This is a genomic window from Kitasatospora aureofaciens (assembly GCF_019192735.1).
GTDB classification, from domain to species: domain Bacteria; phylum Actinomycetota; class Actinomycetes; order Streptomycetales; family Streptomycetaceae; genus Kitasatospora; species Kitasatospora aureofaciens_A.
This window is the reverse complement of the sequence record NZ_JAHTKP010000003.1, coordinates 296,933-315,405: the sequence shown is the minus strand read 5'-3', so window position 1 is coordinate 315,405 and position 18,473 is coordinate 296,933. Positions and strand designations below refer to the sequence as shown.

At 72.3% G+C, this 18,473-nt stretch carries 17 protein-coding genes; 13 read left to right on the top strand and 4 right to left on the bottom strand.

All coding sequences use genetic code 11. The annotated features are described in order from the left end of the window. Positions 1–159: 159 nt before the first annotated feature. The 6 genes from KV557_RS05470 (at position 160) to KV557_RS05450 (ending at position 5,956) form a co-directional block, all read left to right on the top strand. Positions 160–1,770 (top strand): acyl-CoA carboxylase subunit beta, encoded by a 1,611-nt coding sequence (locus KV557_RS05470; RefSeq protein ID WP_374106593.1) that lies wholly within the window; start codon positions 160–162, stop codon positions 1,768–1,770. Between the two features lie 41 nt (positions 1,771–1,811). Continuing rightward, positions 1,812–2,033 carry an acyl-CoA carboxylase epsilon subunit gene (locus tag KV557_RS05465; protein WP_218198557.1) on the top strand — a complete coding sequence of 74 codons (222 nt, stop codon included), beginning with the start codon at positions 1,812–1,814 and terminating at the stop codon, positions 2,031–2,033. 205 nt (positions 2,034–2,238) lie between these two features. Then, the gene (mmpB, locus tag KV557_RS42215) at positions 2,239–2,364 is read left to right on the top strand and encodes a morphogenic membrane protein MmpB (protein ID WP_308129771.1); all 126 of its coding nucleotides are present in this window, start codon (positions 2,239–2,241) and stop codon (positions 2,362–2,364) included. 94 nt (positions 2,365–2,458) lie between these two features. Further along, a complete protein-coding gene (locus tag KV557_RS05460) occupies positions 2,459–3,076 on the top strand; it encodes a Maf family protein (RefSeq protein WP_218198556.1) in 618 nt (205 codons plus the stop codon). Positions 3,077–3,227: 151 nt separating this feature from the next. Next, complete coding sequence (locus KV557_RS05455; protein ID WP_218198555.1) at positions 3,228–3,959, top strand: hypothetical protein; 732 nt, start codon at positions 3,228–3,230, stop codon at positions 3,957–3,959. A gap of 221 nt (positions 3,960–4,180) precedes the next feature. Continuing rightward, complete coding sequence (locus tag KV557_RS05450; protein WP_218198554.1) at positions 4,181–5,956, top strand: acetyl/propionyl/methylcrotonyl-CoA carboxylase subunit alpha; 1,776 nt, start codon at positions 4,181–4,183, stop codon at positions 5,954–5,956. Between the two features lie 93 nt (positions 5,957–6,049). Here the strand turns inward: KV557_RS05450 and KV557_RS05445 are convergent, their stop codons facing one another. Together KV557_RS05445 and KV557_RS05440 are read right to left on the bottom strand one after the other, a co-directional pair. Then, positions 6,050–7,006, bottom strand: coding sequence for a DeoR/GlpR family DNA-binding transcription regulator (locus KV557_RS05445; protein WP_374106597.1), 957 nt, complete (start codon positions 7,004–7,006; stop codon positions 6,050–6,052). Positions 7,007–7,242: 236 nt separating this feature from the next. Then, positions 7,243–8,697 carry an NAD(P)H-quinone dehydrogenase gene (locus tag KV557_RS05440; protein WP_218198552.1) on the bottom strand — a complete coding sequence of 485 codons (1,455 nt, stop codon included), beginning with the start codon at positions 8,695–8,697 and terminating at the stop codon, positions 7,243–7,245. A gap of 78 nt (positions 8,698–8,775) precedes the next feature. Here KV557_RS05440 and KV557_RS05435 point away from each other — a divergent pair, with 78 nt between their 5' ends. From KV557_RS05435 to KV557_RS05425, 3 genes are all read left to right on the top strand, one after another. Then, entirely contained in the window at positions 8,776–9,213 is a 438-nt protein-coding gene (locus tag KV557_RS05435; RefSeq protein ID WP_218198551.1) for a gamma-glutamylcyclotransferase, read from the top strand. Between the two features lie 180 nt (positions 9,214–9,393). Further along, entirely contained in the window at positions 9,394–10,215 is an 822-nt protein-coding gene (locus KV557_RS05430) for a purine-nucleoside phosphorylase (RefSeq protein WP_218198550.1), read from the top strand. Positions 10,216–10,368: 153 nt separating this feature from the next. Next, a complete protein-coding gene (locus KV557_RS05425) occupies positions 10,369–12,084 on the top strand; it encodes a phospho-sugar mutase (RefSeq protein WP_218198549.1) in 1,716 nt (571 codons plus the stop codon). A 77-nt stretch (positions 12,085–12,161) separates the two neighbouring features. Here KV557_RS05425 and KV557_RS05420 read toward each other — a convergent pair whose 3' ends face one another. Continuing rightward, a complete protein-coding gene (locus tag KV557_RS05420; protein WP_218198548.1) occupies positions 12,162–12,836 on the bottom strand; it encodes a PH domain-containing protein in 675 nt (224 codons plus the stop codon). Between the two features lie 106 nt (positions 12,837–12,942). Here KV557_RS05420 and deoC point away from each other — a divergent pair, with 106 nt between their 5' ends. The 4 genes from deoC to KV557_RS05400 all read left to right on the top strand — a co-directional run bounded on the left by deoC (position 12,943) and on the right by KV557_RS05400 (position 17,156). Further along, positions 12,943–13,929 carry a deoxyribose-phosphate aldolase gene (gene deoC, locus KV557_RS05415; RefSeq protein WP_218198547.1) on the top strand — a complete coding sequence of 329 codons (987 nt, stop codon included), beginning with the start codon at positions 12,943–12,945 and terminating at the stop codon, positions 13,927–13,929. A gap of 5 nt (positions 13,930–13,934) precedes the next feature. Continuing rightward, positions 13,935–15,416 (top strand): aldehyde dehydrogenase family protein, encoded by a 1,482-nt coding sequence (locus KV557_RS05410; RefSeq protein ID WP_218198546.1) that lies wholly within the window; start codon positions 13,935–13,937, stop codon positions 15,414–15,416. Continuing rightward, a complete protein-coding gene (locus tag KV557_RS05405) occupies positions 15,409–16,311 on the top strand; it encodes an aldehyde dehydrogenase family protein (RefSeq protein WP_218198545.1) in 903 nt (300 codons plus the stop codon). The genes KV557_RS05410 and KV557_RS05405 overlap by 8 nt, the downstream gene beginning before the upstream one ends. 206 nt (positions 16,312–16,517) lie before the next feature. Further along, positions 16,518–17,156 (top strand): ATP-binding protein, encoded by a 639-nt coding sequence (locus tag KV557_RS05400; RefSeq protein ID WP_308129770.1) that lies wholly within the window; start codon positions 16,518–16,520, stop codon positions 17,154–17,156. A gap of 274 nt (positions 17,157–17,430) precedes the next feature. On the opposite strand, the gene KV557_RS05395 is transcribed toward KV557_RS05400, so the two are convergent. Next, entirely contained in the window at positions 17,431–18,204 is a 774-nt protein-coding gene (locus tag KV557_RS05395; RefSeq protein WP_218198610.1) for a SigE family RNA polymerase sigma factor, read from the bottom strand. Positions 18,205–18,473: the final 269 nt, after the last annotated feature.

Sequence of the window (18,473 nt, the reverse complement as noted above, 5' to 3'; positions counted from 1 at the left end):
ACGGGCGTTAACAACACTGTGTCGCTGGCCATAACGGCTGGACATTACGTCCGGCCCTCCGCGCTGGCTACGCTACTCAACGGTAGTTCGCAGCGCCGCCCTGCCCTCCTGCGCCAGCCCCCCGTTCCGGTCCGCGCGCACGCGAACAGGTCGCGGCCCATGACCAGGGAGAGCCACCGGATGACCGAGGCGCCGTACGACCCCCACACCACCGCGGGCAAGCTCGCCGACCTGCGGCGCAAGCTCGACGAGGCGGTGCACTCCGGCTCCGCCAAGGCGGTGGAGAAGCAGCACGCCAAGGGCAAGCTGACGGCCCGGGAGCGGGTCGTGGAGCTTCTGGACGAGGACTCCTTCGTCGAGTTCGACGAGTTCGCCCGGCACCGCTCGACCAACTTCGGGCTGGAGAGGACGCGCCCGTACGGCGACGGCGTGGTCACCGGCTACGGCACCGTGGACGGCCGCCAGGTCGCCGTGTTCGCCCAGGACTTCACGGTGTTCGGCGGCTCCCTCGGCGAGGTCTTCGGCGAGAAGATCGTCAAGGTGATGGACTTCGCGCTGAAGACCGGCTGCCCGGTCATCGGCATCAACGACTCCGGCGGCGCCCGGATCCAGGAGGGCGTGGTCTCGCTCGGCCTGTACGGCGAGATCTTCCGCCGCAACGTCCACGCCTCCGGGGTGATCCCGCAGATCTCGCTGATCATGGGCCCCTGCGCGGGCGGCGCGGTGTACTCCCCCGCGATCACCGACTTCGTGGTGATGGCCGACCAGACCTCGCACATGTTCATCACCGGCCCGGACGTGATCAAGACCGTCACCGGCGAGGACGTCGGCATGGAGGAGCTGGGCGGCGCGCGCACCCACAACACCAAGTCCGGCAACGCGCACTACCTGGCCGCGGACGAGAAGGAGGCGATCGAGTACGTCAAGAGCCTGCTCTCGTACCTGCCGTCCAACAACCTCTCGGACCCGCCGTCCTACCCCGAGGAAGCAGACCTCTCGGTCACAGCCGAGGACCTCGAACTCGACACGATCGTGCCGGACTCGGCGAACCAGCCGTACGACATGCGCAAGGTGATCGAGCACATCGTCGACGACGGCGAGTTCCTGGAGACCCAGCCGCTGTACGCCGGCAACATCATCACCGGCTTCGGCCGGGTCGAGGGCCACCCGGTCGGCATCGTCGGCAACCAGCCGATGGACCTGGCCGGCTGCCTGGACATCGCCGCCAGCGAGAAGGCGGCCCGCTTCGTGCGGACCTGCGACAGCTTCAACATCCCGGTCCTCACCTTCGTCGACGTGCCCGGCTTCCTGCCCGGCACCGGCCAGGAGTGGGACGGCATCATCCGCCGCGGCGCCAAGCTGATCTACGCCTACGCCGAGGCCACCGTCCCGCTGATCACCGTGATCACCCGCAAGGCCTTCGGCGGCGCCTACGACGTCATGGGCTCCAAGCACCTGGGCGCCGACCTCAACCTGGCCTGGCCGACCGCGCAGATCGCCGTGATGGGCGCGCAGGGCGCGGTCAACATCCTGCACCGGCGCGAGATCGCCGAGGCGGAGGCGGCGGGCACCGTCGAGGAGAAGCGGGCCGAACTGCTCGCCTCGTACGAGGACACCCTGCTCAACCCGTACCTGGCGGCCGAGCGCGGCTACGTCGACGCGGTGATCCCGCCGAGCGAGACCCGCCGGCACATCGTCCGCGGCCTGCGGGCGCTGCGCGGCAAGCGTGAGGTGCTGCCGCCGAAGAAGCACGGGAACATCCCCCTGTAGGCCCCCTCCCCAGAACACGGCCGTCGCGAGAGGATTGAGCCATGGCCCCGATCCACGTGCTGCATGGGCAGCCGACCCCCGAGGAGCTCGCCACCGTCCTGGCGGTGGTCCAGGCCCGGGCCGCCGCCGCGCAGGCCGCCGCCGAGGCGGCGCGCCTGGCCGGTGTCGGCCCGGCCTCCCCGTGGAACGACCGCTCCCGCCTGCTCCGGCCGGCGATCCGCACCGGCGTCAACGCCTGGCGGACGTCCGGCTGGGCGAGCTGAGCGCGTACCCGCAGCACCCACGGAGTGGGGAGTCGGCCCGTCCGACTTCCCACTCCGCTGTGTTCCACTCCGAACGGCCCACTCCGGTGCGTCCCGCTCAGCTGCCTCCCGTTCCACACCCGTTCCGGGCCGTCCGCCCGGATTGCCCGAAACCTGAGTACGGATACTCAGGCGCCCCGCCCGGCGCGCGGCGCACCCTGGACAGGTGCTCTGGTCAGACCCCCGCGACGAGCCCTCCCCCGAGGCCCGCCGGGCGCAGGAGAAGCTGCACCGCGCCGGCCGGGTGCTCGCCGCCTTCGCCCTGGTGATCGCCATCCTGCTTTTACTGTGATCACCTTGCACGGCGATCACCCTCTTGACGATCACCGAGGGGAGCGCCGCGTTCACCCGAACGGAGGACACCGGCACCCCCTACCCTGGTGGGCATGACCGACCAGCGCGCCCTCGTCCTCGCCTCCGCCTCCCCCGCCCGCCTCGGGCTGCTGCGCCAGGCGGGCCTCGACCCGCGCGTGGTGGTCAGCGGCGTCGACGAGGACGCGATCAGCGCCGCCACCCCCGCCGAACTCGCCCTCGTCCTCGCCGAGGCCAAGGCCAAGGCCGTCGCCGCCGAACTCACCGCCGAACTCACCGGCGACGAGCTGGTGATCGGCTGCGACTCCGTCCTGGAGCTGGACGGCCTCGCCCTCGGCAAGCCCGCCGACGCCGCCGACGCGCTCGCCCGCTGGCAGTCCATGCGCGGCCGCTCCGGCGTGCTGCGCACCGGCCACTGCGTGATCGACACCGTGACCGGCAAGCAGGCCTCGGCCACCGCCTCCACCACCGTCCGCTTCGGCACCCCGGACGACGCCGAGATCGCCGCCTACATCGCCACCGGCGAACCGCTGCACGTGGCCGGGGCGTTCACCCTGGACGGACGCTCGGCGCCGTTCATCGAGGGCATCGACGGCGACCCGGGCAACGTCATCGGCCTCTCGCTGCCCCTGCTGCGCACCCTGCTCGCCGACCTCGGCGTGCGCATCACCGACCTCTGGACGGCCGAGTAGCTCACTCCGGTGTGCGGCGCCGCCACCGCCAACTTGCCCGCTTTGAGCATCATTTGACGCACGCCAGGCAGCCGCCGGGACGCCGTCAATGGTCGCGGCAGGCACCCCCGGCTAGGCTGTCCGCCGTTTCGAACGGGGAGGGGACGCGGCAATGACCGACAGCGTGCTCAACGTGGTCCTGGGACTGGTGGCCAGCGCCATCAGCGCCGGGCTCGGCTGGCTCGCCCAGGCCCTGCGGCGCCGCCGCCGGGTGGAGCGGGTCCGGACGTTCTTCGGGCTGCCCGCCGGCGGCGAGTGCCTGATCGTGGTGAACCGCAGCGTCGGCACCGGCTCGCACGCCCACACCGTGACCCGCCGGGACGCCTACGCCCTGATGTGGCTGGCGGGTCTGGTCGAGGAGTGCGGGGCGAAGGCCGAACTGGTCGCGCACGACGAGGTGAGCCGCGGGCTCGGCGCCAAGACCGAGTTCTGCCTCGGCGGCCCGGCCAGCAACGAGCGGATGGCCGCCCACCTCGCCTGGGGTCTGCCGGGAGCCCTGGTGACCAGCGGCCCCGGCCCGGGCAGTAACGTCATAGTGGTGGGCGACCGCGACTTTGCCGCCGACCGCGACCAGTCGCACACCCTGCTGGCCCGGGTCGCCACCCCGGACGGCGGGCGCCCGGTGTTCCTCGTCTCCGGCCAGACCGGTGTCGCCAACCAGGCCGGCGTCCGCTACCTGGTCGCCAACCACCGCAAGCTGGCCCGGCGTTACGGGCAGAACGGCACCTTCGCCCTGGTCCTGCGCGTCGTCAATCCCGAGGCGTACGGCCCGGACATGGTCGAACTCGCCGCCGACGTCACCGCCGAGGCCGTACAGCGCACCCCGGCGCCGACCACCGCCTGAGTGTGGCCAAGGCCACCGCGCCGCCACGCCGCAGCGTGACCGCGCCACCGCCGCCGGCCCGCTCCGGCGGCACCCGTGCCGACCTGCGGGGTCGCCCGCAGGGCCGTCCACAGGGCCGCCGAATCCATCACGGTCCGTGTGGGATAGTTCACAACCTGGGGCTACTCGCCGGTACTGCCCAGGAATCCATAAACTCAACGAGGTTCAAGAAGGGAGCCACAGTGCGCAAGGTGCTCATCGCCAACCGCGGGGAAATCGCCGTCCGCGTCGCCCGGGCCTGCTCGGACGCCGGTATTGCCAGCGTCGCCGTCTACGCCGAGCCGGACCGGGATGCGCTGCACGTCCGCGCGGCCGACGAGGCTTACGCGCTGGGCGGTGACACCCCCGGCACCAGTTACCTGGACATCTCCAAGGTCCTGAAGGCCGCCGAGGACTCGGGGGCGGACGCCGTCCACCCCGGCTACGGCTTCCTGTCGGAGAACGCCGACTTCGCCCAGGCCGTCATCGACGCGGGCCTGACCTGGATCGGCCCGCCGCCGCAGGCGATCCGCGACCTCGGTGACAAGGTCACCGCCCGGCACGTGGCGCAGCGCGCCGGTGCCCCGCTCGTGGCCGGCACCCCGGACCCGGTCGCGGGTGCCGACGAGGTGGTCGCCTTCGCGCAGGAGCACGGCCTGCCGGTCGCCATCAAGGCGGCGTTCGGCGGCGGCGGCCGCGGCCTGAAGGTCGCCCGCACGCTGGAGGAGATCCCGGAGCTGTTCGAGTCCGCGGTGCGCGAGGCAGTCGCCGCCTTCGGTCGCGGCGAGTGCTTCGTCGAGCGCTACCTGGACAACCCGAGGCACGTGGAGACCCAGTGCCTCGCGGACCGGCACGGCAACGTGGTGGTCGTCTCCACCCGTGACTGCTCGCTGCAGCGCCGGCACCAGAAGCTGGTCGAGGAGGCGCCCGCGCCGTTCCTGACCCCGGAGCAGAACGCCGAGCTGTACCGCGCGTCCAAGGCCATCCTGAAGGAGGCCGGCTACGTCGGTGCCGGGACCTGCGAGTTCCTGGTGGCGCTGGACGGCACGATCTCCTTCCTGGAGGTCAACACCCGTCTGCAGGTGGAGCACCCGGTCACCGAGGAGGTCACCGGGATCGACCTGGTCCGCGAGATGTTCCGGATCGCCGACGGCGAGGAGCTGGGCTACGGCGACCCCGAGGTGCGCGGCCACTCCTTCGAGTTCCGCATCAACGGCGAGGACCCGGGCCGCAACTTCCTGCCCGCGCCCGGCACCGTCACGCTGTTCGCCCCGCCGTCCGGCCCGGGCGTCCGGCTGGACTCGGGCGTCGAGACCGGCTCGGTCATCGGCCCCGCCTGGGACTCGCTGCTGGCCAAGCTGATCGTCTCCGGCCGGGACCGCAAGCAGGCCCTGGAGCGGGCCCGGCGCGCGCTGAACGAGTTCAAGGTGGAGGGCATGGCCACCGCCATCCCGTTCCACCAGGCGGTCGTCACCGACCCGGCGTTCGCGCCCGAGGTGCACGGCGGCGACGGGCCGTTCAAGGTCTTCACCCGGTGGATCGAGACCGAGTTCGACAACACCATCCCGGCGTTCGCGGGCGCGGCCGGCGAGGGCGAGGAGGCCGAGGGCCGGGAGACCGTCGTGGTCGAGGTCGGCGGCAAGCGGATCGAGGTCTCGCTGCCGTCCTCGCTGGGCGTCTCGGCGGCCCCGGCGGTGGGCGCGGCGGGTGCCGCGAAGGCCAAGCGCCGGGTCGGTGCCAAGAAGGCCGGTTCGGCGGTCAGCGGTGACACGCTGGCCTCGCCGATGCAGGGCACCATCGTCAAGGTCGCCGTCGAGGAGGGCCAGGTCGTCGCCGAGGGCGAGCTGATCGTGGTCCTGGAGGCGATGAAGATGGAGCAGCCGCTGAACGCGCACAAGGCGGGCACCGTGGTCGGCCTCAAGGCCGAGGTGGGCGCGAGCGTCAGCAGCGGCGCCGCGCTGTGCGAGATCAAGGACTGAGCGGGATCAAGGACTGACGCAGTCCCGCGAGTCACCGGCCGGTCCGTACACCCTCGGGTGTGCGGACCGGCCGCGTTTCCGGCCCGGCCGGGCTCACCGCCCGCGCGGGACGCCCAGCTCGGCCAGCCGGACCGGCATGCCGCCCGGGCCCGCCGGGCCGACGTGCGCCCCGGGGCGGCGCTGGCCGGGCAGCGGGGCTCCGCCGGGGGGCGGGGCGGCCCGGCGCGGCAGCGGGCCGGGCTGGGTCTGGTGGACGGGGCCGCTGCCGGTGCCGTGCACCGGGGCGTCCCCGGTGGGGGCGGCGCCGAGCGGCGCCAGGTCGATGTGCACCCCGCAGTCGGCGAGCGCGTCCAGCTGGCGGGCGGTGGCGTCGTCGGCGGTCGCGTGCTCGTCGGTGACCAGCCGGGTGATCGTCTCGGTGGGGACGGTCTGGAACATGGTGTCCGCGCCGAGCTTGGTGTGGTCGGCGAGGACGATGACCTCGTTGGCCGACTGCACCAGTGCCCGGTCCACGCTCGCGGACAGCATGTTGGTGGTGGACAGCCCCCGCTCGGCGGTGAGCCCGCTGCCGGAGATGAAGGCCTTGGAGACCCGCAGCCCGTGCAGCGACTGCTCGGCTCCGCTGCCGACCAGCGCGTAGTTGGAGCCCCGCAGGGTGCCGCCGGTCATCACCACCTCCACCCGGTTGGCGTGCGCCAGCGCCTGGGCGACCAGCAGCGAGTTGGTGACGACGGTGAGGCCGGGCACCCGGGCGAGCCGGCGGGCCAGCTCCTGGGTGGTGGTGCCGGCGCCGACGACCACGGCGTCGCCCTCCTCCACCAGGCTCGCGGCGAGGTCCGCGATGGCGCTCTTCTCGGCCGCGGAGAGGTGGGTCTTCTGCGGGTAGCCGGGTTCGCGGCTGAAGCCGCCGGGGAGCACCGCGCCGCCGTGCCGGCGGTCGAGGAGCCCTTCTGCCTCCAGGGCCCGTACGTCCCGGCGCACGGTCACTTCGGAGGTCTGGACGACGCGGGCCAACTCGCGGAGCGACACGGCTCCGTTGGCGCGCACCATTTCGAGGATCAACTGGCGACGTTCTGCTGCAAACACAGAACCGACGGTAACCTGCGTGACCGTCTGCTTTCAGGCGTTTGCAGCTGGTAGCGGGAAATGCTCACGCAAGAGCGGCGCGTGACCGTACAATACGCGCCGTCGGCAACCCGGCACTGCGCCCGCCGTCCGGGTGACGATCAGCCCTGCGCAAAGGGCGGCCACCGATCGGTGACCGCCCTCAACTGTGCACCGGATGCTCAGGATTCGCCCTCGGCCCGCTTGCGGATGTGCAGCTGCCGGGCAGCCTCGGCGGTCGAGCCGGAGACGGACGGGTAGACGGTGAAGGCGCTGGCCACCTGTTCGACCGTCAGATTGGCGTCCACCGCGAGCGAGATCGAGTGGATCAGCTCGCTGGCCCGCGGGGCGACCACGACGCCGCCGACCACGATGCCGGTGCCGGGGCGGCAGAACAGCTTCACGAAGCCGTCCCGGATGCCCTGCATCTTGGCCCGCGGGTTGCCGCGCAGCGGCAGCTTGACCTCGACCGCGTCCATCTTCCCGCACTCCACGTCGGCCGCGGTGTAGCCCACGGTGGCGATCTCCGGGTCGGTGAAGACGTTGGAGGCGACGGTCTTCAGGCTCAGCGGCTGCACCGCGTCGCCGAGCGCGTGGTACATCGCGATCCGGCCCTGCATGGCGGCCACCGAGGCGAGCATGAAGACGCCGGTGCAGTCGCCGGCCGCGTACACGCCGGGGGCGCCGGTGCGGGAGACCCGGTCGACCTGGATCTGGCCCCAGTCGTTGAGCTTGACCCCGGCCTCCTCCAGGCCCATGTCCGCGGTGTTGGGGATCGAGCCGACCGCCATCAGACAGTGCGTGCCGGTGATCACCTGGCCGCCGGAGAGCGTCACCTCGACCCGGTCGCCGACGCGCTTGGCGCCCTCGGCGCGGGTGCGGCTCATGACGTTCATGCCGCGGCGGCGGAAGACGTCCTCCAGCACCTCGGCCGCGTCCGGGTCCTCGCCGGGCAGCACCCGGTCGCGCGAGGAGACCAGGGTGACCTTCGAGCCGAGCGCCTGGTAGGCACCCGCGAACTCGGCACCGGTGACGCCGGAGCCGACCACGATCAGCTCGCGCGGCAGTTCCTCCAGGTCGTACACCTGGGTCCAGGTGAGGATCCGCTCGCCGTCCGGCTGTGCGTCCGGCACCACGCGCGGGTGGGCGCCGGTCGCGATCAGCACCGCGTCGGCGCGCAGCGACTGCACGGTGCCGTCGGGCGCGTCCACCAGCACCTCGCGGGAGCCGTCCACGGCCTGCCCGCCGGCGCCGATCCGGCCCCGGCCGCGCAGCACGGTGACGCCGGCCCGGGTCACCGACTGGGTGATGTCGTGGGACTGCGCGATCGCCAGGCGCTTCACACGGCGGTTGACCTTGCCCAGGTCCACGCCGATCACCTTGGCGTCCTGCTCGCGCGCCGTCTCGTCGTCGGCGACGGTGATGCCCAGCTCCTCGTACGAGCTGTCGAAGGTGGTCATCACCTCCGCGGTCGCGATCAGGGTCTTCGACGGCACGCAGTCCGTGAGCACCGCCGATCCGCCCAGACCGTCGCGGTCGACGACGGTCACCTCCGCGCCGAGCTGAGCGGCCACCAGCGCCGCCTCGTAGCCGCCGGGTCCGCCACCGATGATCACGATCCGAGTCACGTCCACCATTGTCCCGCACGCCGAGAGTGCTGCCACGCCGGGGTACGGGCTTCTGTGCAATCGCCCAGTCGCCGTAGTCTGGCCCCCATGCCCCTTTACGCCGCGTATGCCACCAACCTCGATGCCCGGCAGATGACCCGCCGCGCCCCGTACTCCCCGCTGCGCGGAACCGGGTGGCTGGACGGCTGGCGGCTCACCTTCGGCGGCGAACAGCTCGGCTGGGAGGGCTCGCTGGCCACCGTCGTCGAGGACGAGAAGGACCAGGTGTTCGTCTCGCTCTACGACATCGCGCCGATGGACGAGGAGGGCCTGGACCGCTGGGAGGGCGTCCAGCTCGGCATCTACCGCAAGATCAAGCTGCGCGCCCAGACCCTGGACGGCGACATCCCGGTCTGGACGTACGTGCTCAACGACTACGAGGGCGGCCTGCCCGCGGCCCGCTACCTCGGCCTGATCGCCGACGCGGCGGAGAGCGCCGGCGCCCCGCACGACTACGTGATGGACCTGCGCCGCCGGCCCTGCTGAGGCCCGTTCCGTACCCGTTCGCGGCCGGGAATCCGGAGAGTCCGGAACTGTGGATACCGACGAGACCCGTCACCCGAAAAGCGCCTCCGAGCTGTGTTTTCCGGTCAACCGGGTAACGATCCGGCATGCCGCGGCGGTTTCTTCTACGCGCGTAGCCGATTCCCGTCTATCCTCGGATCCGTGAACGCAACTCCTCTGTCGGTCGTCTCCGCCGACCCCTACGCCGCCGCCCAGGCCGCCGCCGAGCGCCTGCGCGAGCTGACCGGCGCCGAGCGCCACGACGTCGCCCTGGTGATGGGCTCCGGCTGGGTGCCGGCCGCCGACGCCCTCGGCGAGACCGTGGCCGAGTTCCCGGTCACGGAGCTCCCGGGCTTCCCCGCCCCCGCCGTCGCCGGCCACGCCGGCAAGATCCGCTCGGTGAAGATCGGCGACAAGCGCGCCCTGATCTTCCTCGGCCGCAACCACTACTACGAGGGCCACGGCGTGGCCACCGTCGTCCACGGCGTGCGCACCGCCGCCGCGGCCGGCTGCGGCATCATCGTGCTCACCAACGGCTGCGGCGGTCTGCGCGAGGGCTGGGTCCCCGGCCAGCCGGTCCTGATCCGCGACCACATCAACCTCACCGCGGACTCCCCGATCGTCGGCGCCAACTTCGTCGACCTCACCGACCTCTACTCCAAGCGCCTGCGCACCCTCTGCCTCGAGGTGGACCCGTCCCTCGACGAGGCCGTCTACGTGCAGTTCCGCGGCCCGCACTACGAGACCCCGGCCGAGGTCAACATGGCCCGGGTGATCGGCGGCGAGCTGGTCGGCATGTCCACCACCCTGGAGGCCATCGCCGCCCGCGAGGCCGGCGCCGAGGTGCTCGGCATCTCGCTGGTCACCAACCTGGCCGCCGGCATCACCGGCGAGCCGCTCAACCACGAAGAGGTCCTGGAGGCCGGCAAGGCCTCCGCCGAGCGCATGGGTGAGCTCCTGGCGAAGGTCCTTGAGCGGATCTGACCCCGATCCGGCGCACAATCGTGAGCGACGGGGCCCACGGGCGGCAGTGATCCGCTGATCACACCCGCCCGCGGGCCCCGTCCGCATGTGCACACCCTTCTTTGCGGAACCCTCCGGCCGACAACCGACGCACTTCCCGATGGAGCAGCCGCCATGACGCAGGCACCCACCACCGACCTCCTCGCCCGGTCCCGGGCCTGGCTGGCCGAGGACCCCGACCCGCAGACCCGCGAGGAGCTGACCGCGCTCCTGGCCCGGGCCGAGGACCCGGAGGAGGAGGACAGCAAGATCGCCTGGTCGGAGCTCACCGAGCGCTTCTCCGACCGGCTCCAGTTCGGCACCGCCGGGCTGCGCGGCGAACTCGGCGCCGGCCCCATGCGGATGAACCGCGCCGTGGTGATCCGGGCCGCCGCCGGCCTGGTCGCGTACGTCAAGAAGCAGGGCCTGGGCGACCTCGTCGTCATCGGCTACGACGCCCGCCACAAGTCGTACGACTTCGCCCGGGACACCGCCGCCGTGGTGGTCGGCGCCGGCCTGCGCGCCGCCCTGCTGCCCCGCCCGCTGCCCACCCCGGTGCTCGCCTTCGCGATCCGCCACCTGGGCGCCGCCGCCGGCGTCACCGTCACCGCCAGCCACAACCCGCCGCAGGACAACGGCTACAAGGTCTACCTGGGCGACGGCTCGCAGATCGTCCCGCCGGCCGACGCCGGGATCGCCGCCGAGATCGACGCGATCGGCTCGCTCGCCGAGGTCCCGCGGGCCGAGGACGGCTGGGAGGTGCTCGGCGAGGACGTCATCGAGGCCTACCTGGCCCGGGCCGTCTCGATCGTCGACCAGCACACCCCGCGCGAGCTCGACGTCGTCTACACCCCGATGCACGGCGTCGGCCGGGACGTCCTGGTCGCCGCCTTCCGGCAGGCCGGCTTCCCGGCACCCACCGTGGTCGCCGAGCAGGCCGAGCCCGACCCGGACTTCCCGACCGTGGCCTTCCCGAACCCGGAGGAGCCGGGGGCGATGGACCTCGCCTTCCGCACCGCCGCCTCGGTCGGCCCGGACATCGTCATCGCCAACGACCCGGACGCCGACCGCTGCGCGGTGGCCGTCCCCGCCAACGGCAACGCGGTCGGCAGCGGCAACGGCACCTCCGGCTGGCGGATGCTGCGCGGCGACGAGGTCGGCGCGCTGCTCGGCTCGGCCCTGGTCGCCAAGAAGGCCGAAGGCACCTTTGCCACCACCATCGTCTCCGCCACCCTGCTGGGCAGGATCGCCGAGGCCGCCGGCCTGGGCTACGCCGAGACGCTGACCGGCTTCAAGTGGATCGCCCGCGCCGAGGGCCTGCGCTACGGCTACGAGGAGGCGCTCGGCTACTGCGTCGACCCGGAGGGCGTCCGGGACAAGGACGGCATCACCGCCGCCCTCCTGGTCGCCGAGCTGGCCGCCACCCTCAAGAAGTCCGGCCGCACGCTGAGCGACCTGCTGGACGACCTGGCGCTGGAGCACGGCCTGCACGCCACCGACCAGCTGTCCGTCCGGGTGCAGGACCTGTCCCTGATCGGCGCCGCCATGCGCCGGCTGCGCGAGCAGCCGCCGACCGTCCTGGCCGGCCTGACCGTCACCCGGGCCGACGACCTGACCGCCGGCTCCGCCGACCTGCCGCCCACCGACGGCCTGCGCTACTACCTGGCCGGCGAGACCGTCCGCTCGGCCCGGATCGTGGTTCGGCCGTCCGGCACCGAGCCGAAGCTCAAGTGCTACCTGGAGGTCGTCCTCCCGGTCGGCTCCGCCGCCGACCTGGCCACCACCCGCGAGCGGGCCGCCGAGCTGCTCAATGCGATCAAGCGCGACCTGGCGGTGGCCGCGGGCATCTGACCGCCACCCCGACACGGAAGGGCCCGCCGGTACGCGTACCGGCGGGCCCTTCCTGCGTTTCATGCGTTCGTTGCGGCTCAGACCATGATCACCGTGATCAGCGCGGCCAGGCCCGCCAGCGTCGGCACGATCACCCACCAGCACCAGCGGACCACGACCGGCCCGGCCGCGTCCGGACGGGCGGCGTTGCGCTCGGCCATCTCCTGGAGCACCGCGGTCACCTGGTCGGACCAGGCCCGGGTCGGGTCGGAGGAGCCCACCCCGTCCGGGCCGGACGGCTTGCCGAAGACCATGCCCATCCGGGAGGTGTGCTCGACCTCGCCGCGCCGGCGAACCCGGCCGGCCCGCTTGCGCTGGCGCAGCGACACCGGGACGGCCCACACCTGGTACTTCTTGCCCTCGGCGAGCAGTTCGACCGAGTACCCGGCGCGCAGCGCGTCCACCGACGCCCACGGCGCGGTGATCGTCCGCCACGGGTTGCGCACCATCAGCCGCCGGTCGTTGGCCAGCACGGCCGGGCGCAGCGTGTAGGCGATCACCGGGAAGGCGAACACCGGCACCGCCGCGAGAGAGACGTACGGCGTCTTCCCGGTCCCGTTCAGCGCCGCGTCGCCGATCAGCCACCCGGCCACGGCCAGCAGCAGCACTCCGGAGATCACACCGGGAACGGAGCGGTACACGCGGTCCGCGTACGCGGGTTCCCCGTCGGGGGCGGCGGGGCCCTGGTGGGGCTTGCCGTCGGAATCGGTCATGCCGACGATTCTGCCCCATGCCTCCCCGGATGAGGTCTCGGTCCGGCCACGAAAGGCCGCCCCTCTAGCGGTCGACTACGCGCGTAGATATGCTGGTCTGGTGACTATGTCCACTGTTGCAGCCAATGCCCCCGGCGTTGCGGGCAGCGGCCTTCAGGACGTTGCGGCGTCCGAGGCCTCGCTCCGCCGCTTTCTGCACGGCCTGCCCGGCGTCGACCAGGTCGGCCTGGAGGCGCGTGCCGCCACCCTCGGTACCCGCTCGATCAAGACCACGGCGAAGGCGTACGCCATCGACCTGGCGATCTCGATGATCGACCTGACCACGCTGGAGGGCGCGGACACGGTCGGCAAGGTGCGCGCACTGTGCGCCAAGGGCAGGACCCCCGATCCGACCGACCCGACCACCCCCCGCGTCGCCGCCATCTGTGTCTACCCGGACATGGTCGCCACCGCGAAGGACGCCCTGCGGGGGACCGACATCCAGGTCGCCTCCGTCGCCACCGCCTTCCCGGCCGGCCGCGCCGCCCTCCCGGTGAAGCTCGCCGACACCGCCGACGCGGTCGCCGCGGGCGCCGACGAGATCGACATGGTGATCGACCGCGGTGCCTTCCTCTCCGGCCGCTACCTCGACGTCTTCAACGAGATCGTGGCCGTCAAGGAGGCGTGCAAGCGCCCCGACGGCACCTCCGCCCACCTCAAGGTGATCTTCGAGACCGGCGAGCTGCAGACGTACGACAACGTGCGCCGCGTCTCCTGGCTGGCGATGCTGGCCGGCGCCGACTTCATCAAGACCTCCACCGGCAAGGTCGCCGTCAACGCGACCCCGCCGGTCACCCTGCTGATGCTGGAGGCGGTCCGCGACTTCCGCGCGCAGACCGGCGTCCAGGTCGGCGTGAAGCCCGCCGGCGGGATCAAGACCACCAAGGACGCCATGAAGTACCTGGTGATGGTCAACGAGACCCTCGGCGACGACTGGCTGACCCCGCACTGGTTCCGCTTCGGCGCCTCCAGCCTGCTCAACGACCTGCTGATGCAGCGCCAGAAGCTCACCACCGGACGCTACTCCGGCCCCGACTACGTGACGGTGGACTGATCACCATGGCCAAGAAGAAGAACACCGAGGAGCCCGCGGCCCAGCCGACCGGCGGCCTCTTCGCCTACGCCCCGGCCCCGGAGTCCCCCGCCGCCGCGGGTGACATCGCCACCTCCTACGGCCACTTCATCGGCGGCGAGTTCGTCGACTCCTCCGGCAGCGAGGCCCTGAAGACGGTCAACCCGGCCACCGAGCAGGTGCTCGCCGAGTTCGCCCAGGGCACCGACGAGGACGTGGACCGCGCGGTCGCCGCCGCCCGCAAGGCCTTCGCCGACTGGTCGGCGCTGCCGGGCAGCGAGCGCGCCAAGTACCTGTTCCGGATCGCCCGGATCATCCAGGAGCGCAGCCGCGAGCTGGCCGTCCTGGAGTCGATCGACAACGGCAAGCCGATCCGCGAGACCCGCGACGTCGACCTGCCGCTGGTCGCCGCGCACTTCTTCTACTACGCGGGCTGGGCCGACAAGCTGGACTACGCCGGCTTCGGCGCGAGCCCGAAGCCGCTCGGCGTGGCCGGCCAGGTCATCCCGTGGAACTTCCCGCTGCTGATGCTGGCGTGGAAGATCGCGCCCGCCCTGGCGACCGGCAACACGGTCGTCCTGAAGCCGGCCGAGACCACCCCGCTGACCGCGCTGCGCTTCGCCGAGATCTGCCGCCAGGCCGGTCTGCCGAAGGGCGTCGTCAACATCGTCACCGGCGACGGCCGCACCGGCGCCGCGCTCACCGCGCACCCGGACGTCAACAAGGTCGCCTTCACCGGCTCCACCCCGGTCGGCCGGGCGATCGCCAAGCAGCTGGCCGGCACCCGCAAGAAGCTGTCGCTGGAGCTGGGCGGCAAGGCCGCCAACATCGTCTTCGACGACGCGCCGATCGACCAGGCGGTCGAGGGCATCGTCAACGGCATCTTCTTCAACCAGGGCCACGTCTGCTGCGCGGGCTCGCGCCTGCTGGTCCAGGAGTCGATCCAGGACGAGCTGCTGGACGCCCTGAAGCGCCGGATGGCCACCCTGCGGGTCGGCGACCCGCTGGACAAGAACACCGACATCGGCGCCATCAACTCGGCCGAGCAGCTGGCCCGGATCACCGCGCTGACCGACGCCGGCGAGGCCGAGGGCGCCGAGCGCTGGTCGCCGGCCTGCGAACTCCCGGGCACCGGCTTCTGGTTCAAGCCGACCCTGTTCACCGGCGTCAGCCAGGCCCACCGGATCGCCCAGGAGGAGATCTTCGGCCCGGTGCTGTCGGTGCTGACCTTCCGCACCCCCGCCGAGGCGGTGGAGAAGGCCAACAACACCCCGTACGGCCTCTCCGCCGGCATCTGGACGGAGAAGGGCTCGCGCATCCTCTGGATGGCGAACAAGCTCAAGGCCGGCGTGGTCTGGGCCAACACCTTCAACAAGTTCGACCCGACCTCGCCGTTCGGCGGCTACAAGGAGTCGGGCTACGGCCGCGAGGGTGGCCGCCACGGTCTGGAGGCCTACCTCGATGTCTGATGTCGCGACGCGTCTTGACGTCCTCAAGACCTACAAGCTGTACGTCGGCGGGAAGTTCCCGCGCTCCGAGAGCGGGCGGGTGTACGAGGTGACGGACGCAAAGGGCGAGTGGCTCGCCAACGCCCCGCTGGGCACCCGCAAGGACACCCGTGACGCCGTCCTGGCCGCCCGCGCGGCGGTCAAGGGCTGGGCCGGCACCACCGCGTACAACCGCGGCCAGGTGCTGTACCGGGTCGCCGAGATGCTGCAGGGCCGGCGCGAGCAGTTCGCCGCCGAGGTCGCCGTCTCGGAGGGCATCGGCCCGAAGAAGGCCGCCGCGCTGGTGGACGCCGCGATCGACCGCTGGGTCTGGTACGCGGGCTGGACGGACAAGGTCGCCCAGATCGCGGGCGGCGCCAACCCGGTCGCCGGGCCGTACTTCAACCTCTCCACCCCGGAGCCGACCGGCGTGGTCGGGATCGTCGCCCCGCAGGCCGGGTACGGGCACTCGCTGCTCGGCCTGGTGTCGGTGATCGCCCCGGCGATCGCCACCGGCAACACGGTCGTGGTCGCCGCAGCCGCGGACGCTCCGCTGCCCGCGCTGTCCCTGGGCGAGGTGCTGGCCACCTCGGACGTCCCGGGCGGCGTGGTCAACATCATCTCGGGCCGGACCGCGGACATCGCGCCCACCCTGGCCTCGCACCAGGACGTCAACGCGCTGGACCTCACCGGGGCCATCGCCTCCGACGGTCCCGGCGCGGCGCCCGCCCTGGAGGCCGCCGCCGCGGATACCCTGAAGAGGGTGGTCCGTCCGGAGCTGGACCCGTTCGCCCAGGACTGGACCAATGCGCCCGGTACGGACCGGCTACTCTCGTTCCTGGAGACGAAGACGGTCTGGCACCCGATGGGGATCTGACCGTTCGCCACTCCGAGCGGCAACGCTGAGTAACAACTCCACAGACTGGCCGTCCCCAGTGCCCTCTCCCCCCCAGGGCCCGGACGGTCATTGGACGGACCCGCACCTCTCCCCCCTGGTGCGGGTCCGTCGGCTTTCTCCCCCGCGCAGCGACTTTGGTCGCACCGGTTTCGGCATCGGGCCGCGATGCGTCAGACTGGTGTCCCGTGAGTGACGACCCGCTGAATCCTGTGCCGACGACCCGCGCCCGGGTGGTCCTGCTGTCCGGCCCCTCCGGATCCGGGAAGTCCTCGCTCGCCGAGCGCAGCGGCCTGCCGGTGCTCCAGCTCGACGACTTCTACAAGGACGGGGACGACCCCACCCTGCCGCGACTGCCCGACGGCGCGGTCGACTGGGACTCGCCGCTCGCCTGGCACCGCGACCAGGCCGTCGCCGCCATCCGCGGCCTGTACGAGACCGGCCGCACCGACGTCCCGGTCTACTCGATCCCGGACAACGGCCGGGTCGACACCCGGGTCCTCGACCTGGACGGCGCCCCCGCGTTCATCGCCGAGGGCATCTTCGCCGCCGAGATCACCGCCGAGTGCGCCGCCGAGGGCCTCCTCGGCGACGCCCTGTGCCTGCGCAACGGCGCGCTCACCACGGCCTGGCGCCGACTGCGCCGGGACGTCCGCGAGGGCCGCAAGTCACTGCCGGTGCTGCTGCGCCGCGGCTGGCGGCTGATGCGCGCCGAGCGGTCCATCGTCGGCCGCCAGGTCGCCCTCGGCGCCCACCCGTGCGCCGGCCCGGAGGCCGTCCGCCGGATCACCGCGGCGGCCGGGCAGCGGCAGCTCTCGTCCGTCTGAGGCTCCCGGTCCCCCGGATCCGATTCCCTCGATCCGATTCCCTCGATCCGATCCACCCGATCCGATCGACCCGATCCGATCCGATCCGATCCCCCGAAACGAGAAACGGCGGGCCCGGTGCGTCTCCCCCGCACCGGGCCCGCCGCCTTCCCGGACGGTCGTCGGGCTCCCCCGTGGTCACCGCTCCCCCGAGCCGGCGTCCGCAGTCCGTGACCGTCCTACCCGTCCCCCGACGGGAGTCCCCTTCTTCTAACGCGTCGAGTGCCCCTCCGCGTTACGCGACCAGCTCACCGAACGCCCGGATGGTGTCGCCCGACTTGTTCAGGTGCTCGTCGTCGCGCAGCCGGCGCAGCGCGCGCCAGATGCTGCTCTTGACCGTGCCGACGCTGATCCCCAGCACGTCGGCGATCTCCGGGTCGGTCTTGCCCTCGTAGTACCGCAGCACCAACATGGTCCGCTGGTTCTCCGGCAGCTTCGCCAGCGCCTGCCAGAGCACGGTGCGCAGCTCGGTGCCGCCCATCGCGTCGGTGTCGCCGGCCGTCTCCGGCAGCTCCTCGGTCGGGTACTCGTTGACCTTGCGGCGCCGCCAGGCGGAGATGTGCAGGTTGGTCATGGTGCGGCGGAGGTAGCCCCCGACCGCGGCCTTGTCGGTGATCCGGCCCCAGGCCCGGTAGGTGCTGAAGAGCGCGCTCTGCAGCAGGTCCTCGGCCTCGTAGCGGTCACCGGTGAGGTGGTACGCCGTGGCGTACAGGGAGGCGCGGCGCTCGCGCACGTACGCGGTGAACTCCGTGATGTGGTCCTCCGCGACGGCCGGGTGCTCCCCCTGCGCGCCTCCCTGTCCCGCCTCGGTGGTGCGGGCCGCTGCGGGGTTCAGCCGCAGCAGCGTCGCACCGGCGGCCTCACGGCCGGCCGACTCCCCCGAATCGACCGCCCGCAGACCGTTCCCCCCGGTCCCCCGGTTCCCCCCCAGGGTGTCCTTGCCCTCGACGCGGACGGGGAGGATCCCCCGCAGCGTGAGGGTGTTGGCGGAGTCGGCCGCACTCCCCATCCGGCCGATCCCGTACAGCTCCCCCGTCCTGCCGCCGCCGCTCACCCGACGGGCGACAGGGTTTCCACCGGTGCTGTGTGCGCACCCCCGTACGGTCACGGCACCGGAGTTCTCGTCGGTCCTGATCTCGTACCGGGTCCGGTGGGTGGTCGCTGACGAACGCGCGGTGCGGACAGCCGGGTTGGTCCGGGTCTGAAGCATGGCGTTCATCGTGCGCCCCCTTGGTTCGGTACGAGCGGTTCCGGTTGCCGCCCTCCAGCGGGCCGGTT

Excerpts from the sequence above, each read along its gene's own strand:
- KV557_RS05470 (WP_374106593.1), top strand. The coding sequence starts at position 160 with ATGACCAGGGAGAGCCACCGGATGACCGAGGCGCCGTACGACCCCCAC.
- KV557_RS05465 (WP_218198557.1), top strand. The coding sequence starts at position 1,812 with ATGGCCCCGATCCACGTGCTGCATGGGCAGCCGACCCCCGAGGAGCTC.
- KV557_RS05460 (WP_218198556.1), top strand. The coding sequence starts at position 2,459 with ATGACCGACCAGCGCGCCCTCGTCCTCGCCTCCGCCTCCCCCGCCCGC.
- KV557_RS05455 (WP_218198555.1), top strand. The coding sequence starts at position 3,228 with ATGACCGACAGCGTGCTCAACGTGGTCCTGGGACTGGTGGCCAGCGCC.
- KV557_RS05445 (WP_374106597.1), bottom strand. The coding sequence starts at position 7,006 with ATGGTGCGCGCCAACGGAGCCGTGTCGCTCCGCGAGTTGGCCCGCGTC.
- KV557_RS05440 (WP_218198552.1), bottom strand. The coding sequence starts at position 8,697 with ATGGTGGACGTGACTCGGATCGTGATCATCGGTGGCGGACCCGGCGGC.
- KV557_RS05435 (WP_218198551.1), top strand. The coding sequence starts at position 8,776 with ATGCCCCTTTACGCCGCGTATGCCACCAACCTCGATGCCCGGCAGATG.
- KV557_RS05425 (WP_218198549.1), top strand. The coding sequence starts at position 10,369 with ATGACGCAGGCACCCACCACCGACCTCCTCGCCCGGTCCCGGGCCTGG.
- KV557_RS05420 (WP_218198548.1), bottom strand. The coding sequence starts at position 12,836 with ATGACCGATTCCGACGGCAAGCCCCACCAGGGCCCCGCCGCCCCCGAC.
- deoC (WP_218198547.1), top strand. The coding sequence starts at position 12,943 with ATGTCCACTGTTGCAGCCAATGCCCCCGGCGTTGCGGGCAGCGGCCTT.
- KV557_RS05410 (WP_218198546.1), top strand. The coding sequence starts at position 13,935 with ATGGCCAAGAAGAAGAACACCGAGGAGCCCGCGGCCCAGCCGACCGGC.
- KV557_RS05405 (WP_218198545.1), top strand. The coding sequence starts at position 15,409 with ATGTCTGATGTCGCGACGCGTCTTGACGTCCTCAAGACCTACAAGCTG.
- KV557_RS05395 (WP_218198610.1), bottom strand. The coding sequence starts at position 18,204 with ATGGGGAGTGCGGCCGACTCCGCCAACACCCTCACGCTGCGGGGGATC.